The organism is Halobacterium sp. BOL4-2 (assembly GCF_016917835.2).
Classification (GTDB): domain Archaea; phylum Halobacteriota; class Halobacteria; order Halobacteriales; family Halobacteriaceae; genus Halobacterium; species Halobacterium salinarum.
On sequence record NZ_CP070335.2, the window covers coordinates 242,559 to 259,045 of the forward strand.

20 protein-coding genes and 4 pseudogenes are annotated in these 16,487 nt (G+C 60.9%); 13 read left to right on the forward strand and 11 right to left on the reverse strand.

The window, feature by feature from the left end:
• Positions 1-34: 34 nt before the first annotated feature.
• Complete coding sequence (locus tag JRZ79_RS25465) at positions 35-685, reverse strand: helix-turn-helix domain-containing protein (RefSeq protein ID WP_136361214.1); 651 nt, start codon at positions 683-685, stop codon at positions 35-37.
• Between the two features lie 687 nt (positions 686-1,372).
• On the opposite strand from JRZ79_RS25465, the gene JRZ79_RS25470 reads away from it, so the two are divergent.
• The 4 genes from JRZ79_RS25470 (at position 1,373) to JRZ79_RS25485 (ending at position 3,535) form a co-directional block, all read left to right on the forward strand.
• Positions 1,373-1,693, forward strand: a complete 321-nt coding sequence (locus JRZ79_RS25470; protein ID WP_136361236.1) for a hypothetical protein — start codon at positions 1,373-1,375, stop codon at positions 1,691-1,693.
• 68 nt (positions 1,694-1,761) lie between these two features.
• On the forward strand, positions 1,762-2,274 hold the full coding sequence (locus JRZ79_RS25475; protein WP_136361235.1) for a helix-turn-helix domain-containing protein: 513 nt from the start codon (positions 1,762-1,764) through the stop codon (positions 2,272-2,274).
• Between the two features lie 26 nt (positions 2,275-2,300).
• Entirely contained in the window at positions 2,301-2,933 is a 633-nt protein-coding gene (locus tag JRZ79_RS25480) for a hypothetical protein (RefSeq protein ID WP_205252873.1), read from the forward strand.
• A gap of 215 nt (positions 2,934-3,148) precedes the next feature.
• Complete coding sequence (locus JRZ79_RS25485; RefSeq protein WP_229373321.1) at positions 3,149-3,535, forward strand: AAA family ATPase; 387 nt, start codon at positions 3,149-3,151, stop codon at positions 3,533-3,535.
• Between the two features lie 454 nt (positions 3,536-3,989).
• On the opposite strand, the gene JRZ79_RS25490 is transcribed toward JRZ79_RS25485, so the two are convergent.
• Entirely contained in the window at positions 3,990-4,550 is a 561-nt protein-coding gene (locus tag JRZ79_RS25490) for a class I SAM-dependent methyltransferase (RefSeq protein ID WP_136361232.1), read from the reverse strand.
• A gap of 1 nt (position 4,551) precedes the next feature.
• A complete protein-coding gene (locus JRZ79_RS25495) occupies positions 4,552-4,932 on the reverse strand; it encodes a DUF302 domain-containing protein (RefSeq protein WP_229373340.1) in 381 nt (126 codons plus the stop codon).
• Between JRZ79_RS25495 and JRZ79_RS25500 the strand changes: the two are divergent.
• A pseudogene (locus tag JRZ79_RS25500) lies at positions 4,813-5,521 on the forward strand (aminotransferase class V-fold PLP-dependent enzyme); the annotation flags it as partial. The gene JRZ79_RS25495 and the pseudogene JRZ79_RS25500 sit on opposite strands and share 120 nt — an antisense overlap.
• A 130-nt stretch (positions 5,522-5,651) precedes the next feature.
• On the opposite strand, the pseudogene JRZ79_RS25505 reads toward JRZ79_RS25500, so the two are convergent.
• The 3 genes and pseudogenes from JRZ79_RS25505 to JRZ79_RS25515 form a co-directional block, all read right to left on the reverse strand.
• Positions 5,652-5,874: pseudogene (locus tag JRZ79_RS25505) on the reverse strand (HalOD1 output domain-containing protein).
• Positions 5,875-5,879: 5 nt separating this feature from the next.
• The gene (locus JRZ79_RS25510; RefSeq protein ID WP_136361231.1) at positions 5,880-6,452 is read right to left on the reverse strand and encodes a DsrE/DsrF/DrsH-like family protein; all 573 of its coding nucleotides are present in this window, start codon (positions 6,450-6,452) and stop codon (positions 5,880-5,882) included.
• A gap of 2 nt (positions 6,453-6,454) precedes the next feature.
• Positions 6,455-6,700, reverse strand: a complete 246-nt coding sequence (locus tag JRZ79_RS25515) for a sulfurtransferase TusA family protein (RefSeq protein ID WP_136361230.1) — start codon at positions 6,698-6,700, stop codon at positions 6,455-6,457.
• 249 nt (positions 6,701-6,949) lie between these two features.
• On the opposite strand from JRZ79_RS25515, the gene JRZ79_RS25520 reads away from it, so the two are divergent.
• From JRZ79_RS25520 to JRZ79_RS25535, 4 genes are read left to right on the forward strand one after another with little or no spacing between them, the layout of a single operon-like run.
• Positions 6,950-8,143, forward strand: a complete 1,194-nt coding sequence (locus JRZ79_RS25520) for an MBL fold metallo-hydrolase (protein ID WP_136361229.1) — start codon at positions 6,950-6,952, stop codon at positions 8,141-8,143.
• Between the two features lie 8 nt (positions 8,144-8,151).
• Positions 8,152-8,643: a YeeE/YedE family protein gene (locus JRZ79_RS25525; protein ID WP_136361228.1), complete on the forward strand. Its 492-nt coding sequence runs from the start codon at positions 8,152-8,154 to the stop codon at positions 8,641-8,643.
• A complete protein-coding gene (locus tag JRZ79_RS25530) occupies positions 8,643-9,101 on the forward strand; it encodes a YeeE/YedE family protein (RefSeq protein WP_136361227.1) in 459 nt (152 codons plus the stop codon). The genes JRZ79_RS25525 and JRZ79_RS25530 overlap by 1 nt, the downstream gene beginning before the upstream one ends.
• A 10-nt stretch (positions 9,102-9,111) precedes the next feature.
• The gene (locus tag JRZ79_RS25535) at positions 9,112-10,287 is read left to right on the forward strand and encodes an inorganic phosphate transporter (protein ID WP_136361226.1); all 1,176 of its coding nucleotides are present in this window, start codon (positions 9,112-9,114) and stop codon (positions 10,285-10,287) included.
• Positions 10,288-10,302: 15 nt separating this feature from the next.
• Here the strand turns inward: JRZ79_RS25535 and JRZ79_RS25540 are convergent.
• Positions 10,303-10,682: pseudogene (locus JRZ79_RS25540) on the reverse strand (helix-turn-helix domain-containing protein); the annotation flags it as partial.
• 226 nt (positions 10,683-10,908) lie between these two features.
• Here JRZ79_RS25540 and JRZ79_RS25545 point away from each other — a divergent pair.
• The 3 genes and pseudogenes from JRZ79_RS25545 (at position 10,909) to JRZ79_RS25555 (ending at position 12,558) form a co-directional block, all read left to right on the forward strand.
• Positions 10,909-11,058 carry a hypothetical protein gene (locus JRZ79_RS25545; protein ID WP_168731182.1) on the forward strand — a complete coding sequence of 50 codons (150 nt, stop codon included), beginning with the start codon at positions 10,909-10,911 and terminating at the stop codon, positions 11,056-11,058.
• Positions 11,059-11,076: 18 nt separating this feature from the next.
• Positions 11,077-12,044 (forward strand): annotated as a pseudogene (locus JRZ79_RS25550) (sulfite exporter TauE/SafE family protein).
• Positions 12,045-12,153: 109 nt separating this feature from the next.
• Positions 12,154-12,558 carry a helix-turn-helix domain-containing protein gene (locus JRZ79_RS25555; protein WP_012289716.1) on the forward strand — a complete coding sequence of 135 codons (405 nt, stop codon included), beginning with the start codon at positions 12,154-12,156 and terminating at the stop codon, positions 12,556-12,558.
• Positions 12,559-12,770: 212 nt separating this feature from the next.
• On the opposite strand, the gene JRZ79_RS25560 is transcribed toward JRZ79_RS25555, so the two are convergent.
• The 3 genes from JRZ79_RS25560 to JRZ79_RS25570 form a co-directional block, all read right to left on the reverse strand.
• The gene (locus tag JRZ79_RS25560) at positions 12,771-12,971 is read right to left on the reverse strand and encodes a C2H2-type zinc finger protein (RefSeq protein ID WP_158308650.1); all 201 of its coding nucleotides are present in this window, start codon (positions 12,969-12,971) and stop codon (positions 12,771-12,773) included.
• Positions 12,972-13,229: 258 nt separating this feature from the next.
• The gene (locus tag JRZ79_RS25565; RefSeq protein ID WP_049892762.1) at positions 13,230-13,493 is read right to left on the reverse strand and encodes a type II toxin-antitoxin system RelE/ParE family toxin; all 264 of its coding nucleotides are present in this window, start codon (positions 13,491-13,493) and stop codon (positions 13,230-13,232) included.
• Positions 13,486-13,764: a ribbon-helix-helix domain-containing protein gene (locus tag JRZ79_RS25570; protein WP_012289717.1), complete on the reverse strand. Its 279-nt coding sequence runs from the start codon at positions 13,762-13,764 to the stop codon at positions 13,486-13,488. The genes JRZ79_RS25565 and JRZ79_RS25570 overlap by 8 nt, the downstream gene beginning before the upstream one ends.
• A gap of 361 nt (positions 13,765-14,125) precedes the next feature.
• On the opposite strand from JRZ79_RS25570, the gene JRZ79_RS25575 reads away from it, so the two are divergent.
• Positions 14,126-15,490, forward strand: coding sequence for a restriction endonuclease (locus tag JRZ79_RS25575; RefSeq protein WP_136361224.1), 1,365 nt, complete (start codon positions 14,126-14,128; stop codon positions 15,488-15,490).
• 34 nt (positions 15,491-15,524) lie between these two features.
• Here the strand turns inward: JRZ79_RS25575 and JRZ79_RS25580 are convergent, their stop codons facing one another.
• The gene (locus JRZ79_RS25580) at positions 15,525-16,475 is read right to left on the reverse strand and encodes a MarR family transcriptional regulator (RefSeq protein WP_049892765.1); all 951 of its coding nucleotides are present in this window, start codon (positions 16,473-16,475) and stop codon (positions 15,525-15,527) included.
• Positions 16,476-16,487: the final 12 nt, after the last annotated feature.

The following is a 16,487-nucleotide window of genomic DNA, read 5'->3' on the forward strand; positions in this document are numbered from 1 at the left end:
CCCCGCCGACCGATGGTAGATCAAATGCTGAGGGTTACTCTCCGCTCATTGTCGACAGTTCATCTCGGTAATCATACCCCCGGAGCGGATCACGGCTCATCTCAAACAGAACCCTCTCAATAGCAGGAACAACCGCTTCCACATCCTCCTCGTCAGCCTCGGGAAACATCTCGACAAAACTCCTCTCAAGCCTTCCCTGCACGGAAGCGACGTAGATCTGGAGCACATCGTTCAGAAGGCTGTGACCGTATTCATCGAGGAACTCTTGAACCGCTTCATCAGTGTACGCCTCTCCGACTAGGCCGATAATCTGCGGTCCGATCAAGCTGCTATCGCCCATCTTGTCCACGTTCTCTGCTTCGGCCTGGAAGAAATTCGCCTTGTACCCCATAGGCTGGCCCTCCGATGCAATCTCTACAGCACCGACTCCCTCCAGTTCATCCATGTCGTTATACAGCGTCGACTGCGGGATATCTCCATCAAGACGCTCCAGTAACTCAGAGACGGTGATCCCATCCCACAAGAACGGGTTGCTATCCGATTCTTCAACCACGACGTTCCCCTCTACACGGAGAGTGAACCAAATATGCGCTAACCGGGGAGAGTCAAGAAGCCGGCCAATACCCACTAGGTCGTCAACCGTTGTCCCGAGCGAATCAACCGTTTCACGGCCAATTACATTCATACAGCGTACTTTCCAAGATTCTTATAAAGTTATTTCGCCTTACTGTTAAGTAGATAGACTACTTTTTACCCAGAGTTGCCACCGACACCAATCAACCAGACCCCTTTCAGTCTACACTATTCACTGCGTTCCGCTGTCGAGCGGTAGAGCTGTAATCATACTTCTGAGTCGATTGCTTGAACATATGCTGGGGTTGAACGGTAGCCACCGACATTAAAGAAACTCTTGAGGATCTGAAATAGTTGAAGATTGAATCAGTCCTCATTCCGTAGGTGGCGTGACCGATACCCGCGCTGTATTCAGCACGGCTCCAAGAACATATCTTCGATTGAGGATTTCAACAGAGCCGCTTGCGTGAAATAGACGATACGGAATGGTATGAAACCTATATCAAAATCTTGAAATAATCATAATCTAGTTAATTCCCAAACGAGATTTATTTGGTTGCCATCATACTTGTAATTTATCTTGCTGGTTTAACGACGTCACTGAATAAATAAACCGTATTCACAACAACTGACATGCTCGTCGTTCATGAAGATGGCCGACGATCACAGCGAGGGACTGTCGTTTCTGAGAGAGACGTCCATCAGAGCGTCTACGCCCGGCTCGAATTGTAACGTGCATTCGAACTCGCGCGCACCCGTAACACACTCGCCGCCTGGGTGTGTAGGAGCGACAGAGACAATGTTGCAGTCAGTCAGCAACTGGCTGAGTGGCGGCGAGGCGGCGGCCCTGCTTGCCGTGCTCGGGCTGGCGACGCTTGGGACGGCGGCGCTGTTCGTGATGGGGTTAGCCGGGTACCGGCGGCGCTGGTCGAAGGTGTACCTGTTGGTTGCGAGCGCACTCGGACTGCTCTTGGCTCGGTCCATCATGGGGTTCGGGACCGTCCTTGGCCTCGTCCCGATGCCCGTCCACCACCTCGTCGAACACGGGTCGGACTTCCTTGTCGCAACGCTGATACTATACGCGCTCTACAGCGGTGATCCGCCGTCGCCAGTGGAGTGAGCTGTGGATTCTCACTGCCCGGGAACCGAATATGCGCATTTGTGCCCGACGGAACTAGCACGCGATGTATGAGGGACGTGCGACAGGCGGTCGACCGGCACGTCGAATCAAACCCGGGTGTCCACTTCAACGAACTCGCGCGGAACCTCGACATCGCGACGGGACAGGCCCAGTACCACCTCCGTAACCTCCTGGACGCAGGCAGCCTCGACACCCAGGAGGTCCGCGGGCGGACGCACTACTTCCCACCGGGCTACGAGCCCTGGGAGCAACGCACCATCGCGTTGCTCCGGCGCGAGACGGTCCGGAGTATCATTGTCGCTGCTCTTGAGGACCCCGAGCCATCTGCGGCAGGCCTGGCAGACGAGTTGGACGTCGCCCGAAGCACTATCTCTTGGCATGTGTCGACGCTCGTCGACTCCGACATCGTCGAGAAGACCTACGACCAGAAGGGACGGAGCCACATCACGCTGACGCGACCAGTGGAGACCCGCCAACTGCTAGGCGAGGTGACGCCGTCGCTCCCGGATCGGCTGGTCGACCGCTTCACACGGCTCGTCGACGACACGCTCGTGGACTGAAACGCCAGTGGTGGGCTAACGAGACAGTGCAGCAGGCACGAGCAACCCTAGACAGGCCGGTCTCGGCAGTTGTCAGAACGGACCCGGCGCCAGTCGCGTCGACAGTTGAGCGAGCGTCCGGCGCTCGGCGGCCCGCGGGTGTCGTTCTCGGCGACGACGCGCCCTCGCTGGCCGGCGCTGTCGAGGCAGCCCCCGCGATCACGACCATGCGACTCCTATCAGGCCGATACGCCGCCACCCTCGACATCTCGAAGCCGGTTACGCTCACCGGAGCCGGCACCGACACAGTCCTTGAGGCCGGCGGGAACGGCTCCGTTCTCACCGCCCAGTCGCCGGACGTGGCCGTCACCAACCTCCGCATAGTGGGCGTGGGCGACGCAACTGCCGGCGAGATAGCAGCGGACGACGGGTCGATGTGGGACGAACGCATCCGGCTCACGTACGGCTACGGGGATGCCGGCGTCCGCCTGCGGGACGCGAACCGATCGCGCGTCGAGAACGTCACCGTCCACACACCTGCGAACGGTATTGTCGCGCTCGATAGCCCCGATACCGTCGTCCGGGACGTCGACGTCCACGGCACGAACGGGACTGCCGGCTTCATGGGCGTGCTGCCGATGTACTCGCAGGTAGTCGTCGAGGGCTTGCGGCGGCCGTGACGCCGTCTACACGCACTACGCCGCTGAGACTGTGATTCGAGGCAACCACGCACAGAACCTCAGGTACGGCGTCCACGAGATGTACACCAGCGACACGCTCGTTGTCAACAACACGGTCCGCAACAGTGAGGCGGGCATTGTCGTGATGACACGCCCAACAGACCGCGTTCCGCAGCGAGCTCACAGTAGCGGAGACTGTCGAGCTCTACGGGTCATTGGTGCCGGGGCGCGTCGGCGTCGAGCGGGTTCTTGGGCGCGTGGCTCTCTCAGCCGTTACCGACCGCCGGACCAACGCGCTCTCCGGCGGGATGCGTCGGTTGCTTGGCGTCGCACAGACGATGCTCGGCGACCCGCCAGTGCGCGTACTCGATGACCCTGCCAGCGGTCTCGACCCCGGGATGAGTCGCTACCTCGGCACAGTCGTCGAGCGCCTGACTGCCGACAGCGGCGCCGCCGTGCTGCTGTCGACCCACGACCTGCAGTTGGTCGACCGCATCGTCGACACTGTCGTGGTTGTTGCCCACGGCAAGGTCGACGACGACCGGCTCCCGGCGTGGTCGGAGTTCCAGGAGCTGGCGGGTAAGTACGAAACCGAATGGTGATCGAGTACTGGGACGGAGCTAATTCTGTAAGGGTTACGCGTCGTCCGGGCGAGGGAAATTCTCGTACTACGTGCTGGGGAACTACGCCTGAGCCGATTCGGCGGCTGAACCTCGTGGTCGACCGGGAGGGATAGCTGTATCACTGGCAAACCGAGGAGGAGCTCGTCGACGTCACAGAAGATCTCCCGTGACGGCGGTGGAACTATGACTGTCTGCGTTAACCAACAAATCAGTTCAGCGAGCCAGGTTGTTGGTTAAGGATTGATCCGACCTGGTGAGAGTGGGCTATTCGGTACTTTGCAGCGTTCAAGATGTGCTCTAATCACTGACATCCCGTATTTAAGCCTTATTTCTACACAAATGAGAGTAATCACTGGCCCTCCAAGAGGCGGGTATTTTCTATTTGTGCCCCGGCCGTTCGTACGAGGAGTCTTTCGAAAACGGGAGTAGTCTCCTATCTGAGCTCGCCGGTAAGAAGGAAGGTCTCTGGCCGGACGGCAGTATGCTCAATGTGAAATCCAGCTTCGCGGAGGTCGTTCGCCGTTTCCGCACCACTGAATCGTTCATCAAGTGGAGGCCCGTGGTCTCCACTCCCCGTTGCCGCCCAATCGACGATAATCAATCGACCGGCGTCCGCTAGCACGCGAGTGATCTCGGCCAGCGCCTCTTCCCCAGCGAACTCATGGTACGTCATCGTCGAGAACGCAGCGTCGAGGCTGTTCGTATCGAACGGGAGATCATCGACGCCACTCGTCACGAGTTCGACGTTCTCGGGGACGCCTTTCTCCTGGTAGTAATCGTGCATCGCTTCCTGGATGTCGACGGCGTACACGTTGTCGACAGCCGGTGCGACATCGTCGGTGTAGAACCCGGTGCCGCCGCCGAAGTCCGCTACGGTCTCGTCGCCATCCGGTGACAATGCCCAGAGTAACTCTTCCGCTGAGAGAAACCGGTACCGTTGCTGTGCATCCTCGAGTTTGTCGGCGCGATCGGCATCAAACGTATGATACCCCATATTAGAGGTTTGCGAACGCCTCACCGACGAGTTCGCCGGTATCGGCGACAATGTCCGCCATCTCCTCGTTGTCAAGGGCTATCCCAACGAGGCGGGCGATGTGCATAATGGAGACGTGATAGACGACCTGTTTGCCCGGTTGCTCCTCCCAGATAACGACGTTGCAGGCCATGAGAGCTCCGAGTTTATTATCCGTTGCATCGAGCGCACGGTCAGCGACTTCCGGGCTGCACGCGCCGAGCACGTAGTAGGGGTCCCGGCCCGCGTCGACCTCGACGCCTTCGCCGAGGCCGTCGCCGACGCGCGGCTGGCCTGTTTCAGCGCAGTGACGTGGACGCATGGCACCCAGTTGCCCGTCGCCGATCTCGTCGACATCGCTCACGAGGCTGGCGCGTTCGCGCTCGTCGACGCTGTCCAGGTGCCGGGACAGCTTCCGATGGATGTCGGTGGGTGGGAGGCGGACGCAGTCGCGGCGGCCGGACACGAGTGGCTGTTCGGGCTGTGGGGTGGCGGCTTCCTCTATATCGACCGCCAGGCCGCAGACTCACTGCTGCCGACCAGAGTTGGGTACTGAAGCGTCGAAACGCAGACTGCAGATCCCTACGAGTTCGCAGCCGGTGCCCGCCGATTCGAGATCGGCTCGGCGAACCCAGTGCCACACGTCGCCTTGGCGGAAGCCATCGAGGCGATCGACGAAGTTGGAGTCGATCGTATCGCTGTCCGGATCCAGAAATTAGCCGGCCAGCTGGCCAATGGCGTCCCTGACGACCGCCTCCTCAGCCCGGCAATGCCCGAGTCGGGGGCTCGTAACCATCGATGTGGCCGACCCCGAAGCGACGGTGGACCGACTCGCGTCGGAGGGGATCGTCGTTCGGGCGTTACCAACGCCGGATGCCGTCCGCGCATCAGTCCACGTGGTTAACACTCATGCTGAGGTCAGGCAGCTGCTGGACGCTCTCGAATCGGAGTGAGCCTGACGCAGCGACGATTTACCGCTTCTCCCGCTACGATAATCTCTCAGAGTCTACTCGTTGAAAACGGCCGGCATTGTTGGAGTGACCGTCGGTGGAATACCGCTATTAGAGAGGAATTCTGTCTGCTTCAGTCGACCTGTACGCTACCGCTCTCGTCGACGACGACGTCGTGGCCACGATACGCGAATCGTACTTCGAGGTCAGGACGGCGTCGAGTCCTCGACCAACCGTTCTACTGCATCCGGATCGACGACCTCGGCTAGCGGCGGGTCGAGTGTGGTCGGCTTGATGCCTTCCGCCTCCGCGACGGCGTCGACAATCTGGGAAATCGGATTCTCGATGTTATTCACTGGGTTTAGACGAGGAGTTGGATGTCGGCGTTGGCCATGTCTTGGAGTGCGGTCGCCGCGCCGACGCCTGTGGTGACACCATCGTAGAAGTCGTCCTCATCGTAGTCCATCAGGTCGATGGTCATCTGACAAGCCTGGAACTCTACGCCCATCTCCAAGCTCGTCTCCAGCAGCTCCTCAATCGTGGCGGTGTCGTTGTCCGCGATCTTCTTCTCCATCATCTTCGTTGTCACACGGTCCATACCCGGGAGTGCGGCGACGGCGTTCGGCACGGGCATGTTGGGGTTACCGACGGAGCTGAGTTTGAGGTCCTTCGAACGCTCCTCGTGGAGGATGTCCAGCCCCCAGAACGTGTGGAAGACGGTCACGTCGTAGCCGAACGCGGCCGCGGTGCTGGCGAGGATAAGCGGTGGGTACGCCATGTCGAGCGTCCCCTTCGTCGCGATGATGCTCATTTTCTTGCTGTCGTCCTCGTCAGCTGCCTCGGTGAGTGCGTCCTCGAGTTCGTCCACGCGTGCGGCCAGTTCCGCACGCGAAGGCGCGTCGTCGGCCGAGGCGTCGGGTGTGTCCGTACTCATCGTTACTCCGTCTTGCGGACGTAGTGTTTGTACACGTCGTCGGCTTCCTCCTGGTCGACGAGTTCGACGCCCTCGGTGCCGGACGCCCAGCCGTCGATGTCGCTCATGCTCCCCGAATCGGTTGCCAGCACTTCGAGGATCTCACCTTCGGCGAGTTCGTCGATGGCGGACTTCGTTTTCACAACCGGCATTGGACACGATGCACTCTTCACGTCGAGAGTCTCCGTAGTGTCGAATTCAGCACTCATTGGTTATCTGCTCCGTTTGTCTGTATTGGAGTTGTCGAACAATACTCCCTACCCAAGTAAAAGATTGTTGGTTCTTGTGAAGACTACAAATTACTCTCCGACCAGGCATCGCGTTATAAGGGCCCCAAACTCCAGACATAGGCAAAATAAGGCCATCAGAGCTAGATCAAAGCATGCCAGTATTGCTTAGATATGGAATTACTATGGGAATGCTTTTGTACGTCTACCCAGTAGGAACGACTACACAACATGAACGCTGACGACTTCCCGACTCCGGATGTCGACGTGGAATCCGTCGATCCGGACATGCTGAAAGACCGTATCGATGCCGGCGAGGACGTCACGCTCCTCGACGCGCGTATGCAGTCGGACCACGAGGAGTGGCGCATCGACGGTGAGAACGTCACGTCAATCAACATCCCGTACTTCGAGTTCCTCGAGGACGACATCGACGAGGACGTCCTCGACCGGGTTCCCGACGACCGCGAAGTGACCGTCCTGTGCGCGAAGGGCGGCGCCAGCGAGTTCGTCGCGGGCACGCTCGCCGAGCGTGGCTACGACGTGAATCACCTCGAGGACGGGATGAACGGGTGGGCACGCATCTACGAGGCCGTCGAGGTCGAGCGCTACGACGGCGCCGGCACTCTCATCCAGTACCAGCGGCCCTCCTCGGGCTGTCTCGGCTACCTGCTGTACGACGACGGTGAGGCGGCGATCATCGACCCGCTGCGCGCGTTCACCGACCGATACCTCGACGACGCCGGCGACCTCGGTGTCGACCTGCAGTACGCACTCGACACGCACATCCACGCTGACCACATCTCGGGCGTGCGCGACCTCGACGATGAAGGCGTCGAGGGCGTCATCCCCGAGGCCGCCGTCGACCGCGGCGTCACGTACGCTGACGAGTTGACGACCGCGGCCGACGGCGGCAGCTTCTCGATCGGCGATGCGACGATCGAGACCGTCTCCACGCCCGGCCACACGACCGGGATGACCTCGTACCTCGTCGGCGACAGCCTGCTCGCGACCGGCGACGGGCTGTTCATCGAGAGCGTCGCCCGCCCCGATCTTGAAGAGGGCGACGACGGCGCTCCCGACGCCACGCGCATGCTCTACGAGTCCCTCCAAGAGCGCGTCTTCTCCCTGCCTGACGACACGCTCGTCGGTGGCGCGCACTTCAGTGATGCCGCCGGGCCCGCAGCGGACGGTACCTACACTGCACCGATCGGCGAGCTTGTCGACGAGATGGACGCGCTCACAATGGACGAGGACGAGTTCGTCGACCTGATCCTCTCGGACATGCCGCCGCGGCCGGCCAACTACGAGGACATCATCGCGACGAACCTCGGCCAGAACGCCGTCGACGACGAGGAAGCGTTCACACTAGAGCTCGGGCCGAACAACTGCGCCGCCAGCCAGGACTCCCTCGCGGGTGACTAACGACGCCGATGGTGATCGATCCACTTCCACTACAGGTTGCCGCCGAGCTGTTCCCAAACGGCATTAGCCGCTACGCTATCGGCGGACTGCTCGTCGGCCTCGGTGTCACTGTCATCTACCTCGGCACCGGCATCAGCGCCGGCGCAAGCACGTTTCTGGAGTCGACGCTGTCGTACGTCTCCGACCAGTCCCGCTTCCAGCAGTACGTCGCCTCCCGGGACTGGCGGCTCGTGTTCACATTCGGCATCGTCCTCGGCGCGGTCGTGTACGCCGTCGTCTACCAGGGCGGCGCGTGGACAACCAACGTCCAGCCGTGGCGACTGCTCGTCGGCGGCATCTTCGTCGGTATCGGCACGCGCGTCGGAAAGGGCTGTACGTCCGGCCATGGCGTCTGTGGTGTCGGCTCGGCGTCGAAGACGTCCATCGCAGGCGTCCTCACGTTCCTCACCGTCGCCATTGTGACCGCACAAGTAGTCGCCGCACTGGGGGTGAGCCCCTGATGAGTAACCGGCATCCCGCGTTCATGCCGTTGGTTCTCGTCGGCGGCCTCATCTTCGGGTTCGGGCTAGCGTATAGTCAGATGGCCCGGCCGGAAGTCGTCTTGAACTTCCTCCGGTTCGAGGACTTCGGACTGGTGTTCGTGATGTTCGGCGGCGCCGCCGTGACGGGCGTGACGTTCTTCGTCGCGCCGCGGCTTTTGGGCCGTGCGCCGCTGACCGGCGATAGCTTCGAGCGCCGCCTGAAGTCGTTCGACCGGAAAGTCCTCGTTGGCGGCGCCATCTTTGGCGTCGGCTGGGGGCTCTCCGGCATCTGTCCGGGTGCGGCGTACGCAAGCCTCGGCATCGGGAACATCACCATCCTATGGGCGCTCGCCGGGATGTTCCTCGGCGCGTACGCCCAGGGCTTCTGGCGGAGCCGCAGCCAGGCGCGTGACGCTGCTGCGACGGGCGCAGACTAACTCACTGTTTATGGACTCCGCTCTCATTGCCCTCTTCGTCGGTGCAGCGCTCGCCAGCCTGTTCATGGCGTGGGTCATCGGCGCCGGCTCGAGTGGGGCAACGCCATATGCGCCTGCCGTCGGCGCGAACGCTATCGCGACGATGCGGGCCGCGCTGCTCGTCGGTGTTTTCGGCTTCGCCGGTGCCGTCACCCAAGGCAGCAACGTCTCGGAAGCAATCGGAAGCGGCCTTGTCGGCGGCATCAGCCTGCCAATCGCCGGCGTCATCCTCGTGCTCGTGTTGGGCGCCGGCCTGATGGTGGTCGGCATCACAACCGGCTATCCGATCGCGACCGCGTTCACTGTGACCGGCGCCGTCATCGGTGTCGGCCTCGCCATGGGTGGCTCGCCCGTCTGGCCAAAGTACCGCCAGATTGTCGCCGTCTGGGTGTTAACGCCGTTCGTCGGCGGTGGTATCGCGTTCACCATCGCGAGTCTCCTCCCGCGCCCCGACATCCCCGAACGGTACAGCGTCCCGGCGCTCGCCGGGCTCATCGGCGCCGTCCTCGTGAACATTCAGTTCAGCTTTCTTGCCGAGAGAAGCACGGCGGGAACCGTCCGCGGGCTCGGACAGCAGGTGCTGGCAGTCGATGGGGTCACGTCAGCGGCCGGGATTACTGGCCTCGGGGCGCTGGCCGTCGCGGCGGTCGTCTGGTGGGACATTAGTCGCGACGAAACCGGCAGCCTGCGGCGCGTGCTACTCGCTCTCGGGTCGCTCGTGGCGTTCTCCGCAGGCGGCAGTCAGGTCGGGCTCGCCATTGGACCATTACTGCCGTTGCTCGACGAGGTCGGGATGGTCTCGACATTCACCGTGCTCGTCGGCGGCGGTCTCGGAATGCTCGTCGGTTCGTGGACGGAATCTCCACGGATGATCAAGTCGCTTGCACAGGACTATTCATCGCTGGGGCCGCGGCGCTCCATCTCGGCGCTCGTGCCATCGTTCCTGATCGCACAGCTGGCAGTGCTGCTTGGCGTTCCGGTCTCGTTCAACGAGATCGTCGTCAGCGGCATCATCGGGAGTGGCGCCGCTGTCGGGGGTCGGGAAGCAGTGAATGTCAGAAAGATTCTCCTGACAGTCGGGGCGTGGGCAGGGTCGTTCATCCTCTCGTTCGCGCTCGCGTATGCCGCTGGCGCGCTGTTGTTGTAGCACCGGACAATAGCGTTAGTCGGCGGCCTGTTCGGTTCGTCGACCGTTCTCGATGCTCAGTGGGTCGGTCGTCGAGGTCACGGTGACCAGCCGCAGAAACTGACCTGCGTTCGTGAGCAGCTTGTTCTCTGCCTTCCAGAGGAGTTCTTCGTACGTCGAGCGAGCGACGGGCGTCTGTCCGGCGAAGTCGCGGAGCGACGTCTTCCGGGGCTGTTCGTAGTATCCGCTTTCGAGGACGAACTGGAGGGCGCTAACTGCCGGTCAATGATGTCCTCGAGCAGTGGGCTCGCTGGCGCCAGCATACTATGCGGAATCTGTGTCTCCGAAATTGATGTTTTCGAGAGGAGTTCGATCTCTTTGTAGGAACGGAGCGATTCGAGCAGTTAGCGCACATCCTCGCTGCCGAAAACTCTCTCCCTCTCTTTCGACGGTATCTACGATTTCCCCCGGGACCTCACTTTTCTGTTTGCTTATTTGTGTCCTATGAATAAGTCATGAAATACTATCAGAAGTAGCATTGTGTAGTATATCCAAAACCGCTAACATACGACGTCGGTTACGAGTGCACGTGCAGAAAAGCATAATTCACACAAATCCGTCTCGAGTGGGTGGAACGTGGTAATGATCGACGCGCTGTCGCTCCCGCCGACCGTACAAGCGGCCGGACTGATCGGTGCTGTGTTGCTCGAAGCGATGGTTCTCCACGTCGGCTACGGCGTCGTTACGAACGCGCTCGGTCCGAACGTGAAGCGAGCCCTCGGAGGTGAGTGAGCTGTGGAACTGCTCGGGATGCGTCTGCTGCTCGTCGGATTCGGACTGCTCATTGGCATCCTCTTCGGTTTCTTCGGAATGGGTGGGTCGTTCCTTGTCACGCCCACCCTTCTCGTGATGGGGTACCCGTCGCGGGTCGCCGTTGGTAGCGGGCTCACGTTCGTGTTCGGCACGAGCGTCATCGGCGCGCTCCGACACCGCGAGCACGGCCACGTCGACTACAAACTCGCAGTCATCATGACCGTCGCGACGACGCTCGGCATCGAGATCGGCAAGCGCGTCGTCGACGCGCTCCATGCGGCAGGGAACGCCGACCTCGTCATCAGCGTCGCGTACGTCGGCCTGCTCGCAACAGTTGGCGTACTCATGCTACGTGACGCCCGCGCTACGGGGACGTCCTCAACGAGCGTCGACCTCTCAGACCGCGTAAAGGAGCTGGAGATCCTGCCGAGGTGACGCTCCGCGGTGATGTCCGCGTGTCCGCGAGTATCATCTTCGGTATCGGGCTAGTCGTCGGTGTCCTTTCCGGGCTCCTCGGCGTCGGCGGCGGCTTCCTGCTGATGCCCGCGATGATGTACGGAATGGGCGTGCCGGCTGTCATCGCCGTCGGGACGGATATCCGCCAGATTACGATTTCGGGGGCGTTCGGCGCGTTCGTCTACGCCCGGGATAGATTCGTCGCGATTCCCGTCGTGGCGACGTTGCTCGCCGGCAGCGCGCTCGGTGCGCGCATCGGCGCGGGCGTCTCGAACCTCGTCGACGAGGACGACATCAAGGGGTACTTCGCGACGATACTACTCGTAGGTAGAGTCGCTGTCGCCGCCAAACGCGTCGGCACCGCCTTAGACATCGGCGTACTCAACACTGTGAGTATCGTGCTCATCTTCGGCGCGACCGTCGTTGTGAGTGGTGCGATCCTGTTGGCTGCGGTGTGCCAGCTTCGCGCCGACAACACTGGCTTCTGGTGCCGCCTTTCGGCGACGTAACTCTCTACCGCGGAGTCCCATCATCGGTTCTCAGCCCACTATAGCACAAAATTGTGCAATCCATACAAAAATCTTATAATTGCACAGTCCCTACGACTCGGCGATACTAATGCCAGATTCAATGTCTGAACAACTCCGCAGTGACATGGAGTGCGAGGGGCTGTTGGAGTGCTTCCACGGCCTGAAAGAGCTCGATAAGGAGTGCTTCCCGGCGCTCGTCGAGGCCGAAGAACCGCTGACCGTCGACGAAATCGCCGATGCGGTTGATCGTGAACGGTCGACGGCCTACCGCGCCGTCCAGCGCCTGCTCCAGACCGGTTTCATCGAGAAAGACCAGATCAACTACGACCAGGGCGGCTACTACCATGTCTACTCGCCGACGGATCCCTCGAAGATAGCCGACGATATGCAGCGCCTGCTCAACGACTGGTACGCGAAGATGGGCCAGCTCATCCAGGAGTTCGAAACCAAGTATGAACAGTCCGAGACTGCGGCCCCGGCCGCCGAAAGCTGACGGTTCTCTCTTCTCTCTCCTTCGGGTGCTGATACTTCTCGGAAGCAGATTCATACGTGCTCCCCGCTTGATGGCGGACGACCGAGCTGCTCCGCAAGGCGGTCAATCTCATCCAATAGGTCCTGATCGGTAAGTCGGAATTTCCGATTTGGAGCGTAGCCAGCCTCACGAAGCGCCTCGTTCCAGCTCCCGAATTTGTTCTGGCAGACGCGCTAGGAGTATTCTACGTGCTCGCTCATCTCCTTTGCTGTCGGCGATTTTCCTAATTTGTCTGCGACACGCTGAATATCGTCGAGAATCACATCCGCGTCCGTTACGAGCTGGTCGCGGCGATGAACGGCTGTTACGTGGCCGCCCAGTTCGTTGGCGGTTGCAAATGACTCGCCACAGTAGTCACAAATATGCTCTGTCACGGCTTCGTCACCTCCCTCCGCGGTTCCCCCGTAATCCGTTATAAACTCTCGACTTCGTACTCAACTCCTGTTCCCAGTAGAGTTCGTAGAGGAGCGATTCGGCACGCCAGGGGTACTCTGAATCGGTCATAAGTCGGTGATGGGGAGTGGGACCCCCCGCACCCTTCTCGGGGGGCAATAAACACTACCGACCGGAATCGTACGTGAATCTCAGATCGGATTCGTCACCGACCGGAGCAGTTCAGTAGGTAGAATTGGTTACGGCGGGAGGTGGCGATCGTAGATATTCCGGCGATGCCCGACCGCCTCGACAATAATGATATCCTCGTCTCGGTCCCACGTGATGATTGCTCGGTAGTCGCCTGCGCGGAGCTTGTAGTACGGGTAGCCGGTGAGCTTTTCGAGGCGGTGAGAGGTCCAGTCTTTCGCCTCGTCGAGTTTCTTGACCAGTCGCTCTTGGGCTTCGGTGTCGAGTCCGTCCAGCAAATCGAGTGCTTTTGATGTCCACTCGGCCTTAGTCATCGATGCCCAGGCGGTCCTTCACGTCGTCTTGGGACACCGTCTCGCCCTGGTCTCGCTGTTCGCGGCTCTCTGCCAGGTGCTTGAGCGCTTCCTCGGACAGCTGCGTGGGGGGATTGACCGCATCCCGGAGGGCATCGCGAATGAACTCGGACTTGGTCGCGTAGCCACGCTCCTCCCAGACGTCGTCGACTTGTGCCAGCAGCGACTGCGGCACCCGGACGTTGATTTTCTCCATTTCGCCGTCGCCGCCCGCGTCACTGTCGGTGCTCATATGCTGTGATACGCTCGTATCACGTAAGTAGCTTCGGTTGAGTACTCTGGTGGGTGACCACATCGAGACTCCGATCGGGAGTGAGCCGCTGGTGTTCGGAGAGATTTAGAACGACAGCTTGGCCGTCGACGCGAAAGCCGACGTATTCGATGGGGTCATTGTGACGGTTAGCAAGCGCTTCGGCCTGGATTGCGTTCGACGTGGGGCGTCGTGCGTTCCCGTTCATCGGTTCGTCGCGGGAGTTGTCACCCCCGCACCCCTCGCGGGACGTAAAACAACATCTGCGGCCGCCGCATCCGCTTTCGCCGCCGAAGTCGGCAACGTATTTGGTTCTAGCAAGATACAGTCCAATTAGATTCGGATGGCTGTACTGGACGACCTCTCGGGGTTCGAGTTCGAGGACGTGATGGAGGACGTGTTCCGGAACCTCGGCTACGAGAACGTCCGGCAGGCCAAGCGGACAGCTGACGAGGGCCGGGACGTCTTGATGGAGGAAGTCGTCGACGGAACACGGCGGGCGATCGTCGTCGAGTGCAAGCACACGGGAACCGTCGGGCGGCCGGTCATCCAGAAGCTCCATTCAGCGATCGCGACGTTCGACTTCGACGGCCCAAAACGCGGCATGGTCGTCACGACCGGCCGGTTCACGAACCCGGCTCAGGAGTACGCCGACCGCCTCCAGCAAAACGACGATCCGCATCCAATCGAGTTACTCGACGGCGAGGACCTCCGGGAGATCGCCGACGAGATCGGTCTTGACCTCTACAACGGGCGCATCGAGATCCTCTGCGACGAGACGCTCCGCCCGTACGACCCGGCCGCCGACGTCGACGCGGCCGTCGCGGAGGCGTTTCGCGACATCGAGAACATCGAAGCCGCCGACCTTGCGGAACCACATTCTGCGGTGACGTTCCGCCCGGTGGTCGCGGTCACCGCGGACACGAACGCTGTCTTCGAGACGTCAGTAGGGGTCATCCACCGGATCAACGACCGGACCCGATTCGTCGTCCACGCCGAGCGCGGGCAGCCCCAGGTCGTCGACGAAGACGTCGGGACGCTGGTCACCGAGAACCTCCACGCGACGGTCGACCTCGATGTGGAGCAGTTCGCGGAGGTGTTCGACGACGTCGAGGAGCGCCGGTTCGGGCAGACCCAAACGGAGTACAAGGAGTGGGCCGTCGAGCGCCTCCAGCAGCACCACACGACGACGGTGACCTACACCGGCGACAACAACGTCACCTACAACAAGACGTGTGAGCCGAATCTTTCAGACATCTCGGTGCAATCGATTGAGCCGGTGTACCTCCCCGAGGTTCGGCACACCACCGACCTTCAGGAGTATACCTATCCTTACGAGTACTACGCAGCGGGTCCGTCCAGAGTGACCGCCGAGGACGGCATCCATCGGTGCGTCCACTGTGACACGAGCGGCGTCGACGAGCCGTACACGTATTGTCCGAACTGCGGGGCAATCGCCTGCTCCAGCCACATCAAAACGGAGCGGCTGAAAGGCGAGCCGGTGTGTACGGGGTGTGCGGTCACCGAGCGATTTGCGTTGAAGACGAAGTACTTCTACGACGAACAGAACCTCAAGGCGTTCCGCGAGGAGTACGCGGCGATGCCCCTCCACGAGAGAGCGATGGAGAACAAGCTACTGGCCGGAGGGAGTGTGGTCGCGACCCTGTTAATCGTCCTCGGCGTTCTCGTGATTGGCGGCATCATCTAACCTGAGCAACCTCTGCCTGCTGTGGACGCAGCTGTTACGACACTCCGTACTGCTCTTTGAGCGCCATATATTCCCCCTTCTTCGGGAGGATGACGGGCAGATCATCTGTCCTGTCGAAGTCTCCCTGAAGTGGTCGATACAACGCGTCCACAGTAGGTCCCAGGTCGTACCACTGTGCGGTCTCGACGAGTGTCTCCTGATCGACATCCTCCGCCTCGATCAGCAGCATCGAATAACTGACGCGCCGGGACCCGCTATCGAGAAGGAGCGTATGGCACACGACTTCAGCAGGCGTTAGGCCTTCGTCTGGAGCATACCAGAACGGAGGCTCGCCGGCGAGGAAAAACTGTAGACCATACTCTGCAAACCGGCCCAATCCGGTCATCTCCCAGTCCGGCGCTGCTTGGAGTGCGTCCGTATCCTCACCGGTCTGCACGCGAACGAGTGCTCGCTTTGGATCACACCACGCGATCGTGGCGCTGGGGGCGACTTCCCGGACTCGGGCTCGATGTTTGTGTTCTACGGCGGCCCGAGCGAACGCCAACAGCGGCGAGACCTCGTCCCGGAGGGCGTACTTCGGATCGCATCTGGAGAGTAAGGCCCGGTGCTTGAGCGGCGATAACGCGCTATGGACACCTTGTCGGGTGATTCCGAGCCGATCTGCGATATCAGCGATGTGTCGTGGTCTATCGAGATACCAACACACGCGGAGTGTGGCTGGGGAGAGCAGTTCCGTCCAGTCTACGTGGCTGAACTCCGACTGAAGCGTGCGATACGCTTCGGTGACGGGGTGTTCCGCGATGCGGACTCGACGCTGATTGCTGGGACCACGGGTTTCTGCGAGTAATCCCGCTGCGAGCAACTCATCGAGTACATCGTACAGATGTTCTCGTGAATACTCGGTTTGAGCCGCGAGTTCCTCCGGTGTCGCATCACGGCCGGTACTCAGCGCGTCAAGCACGGCGAGTCCGGCCTTCGTAATCATGTGTGTCCTTTT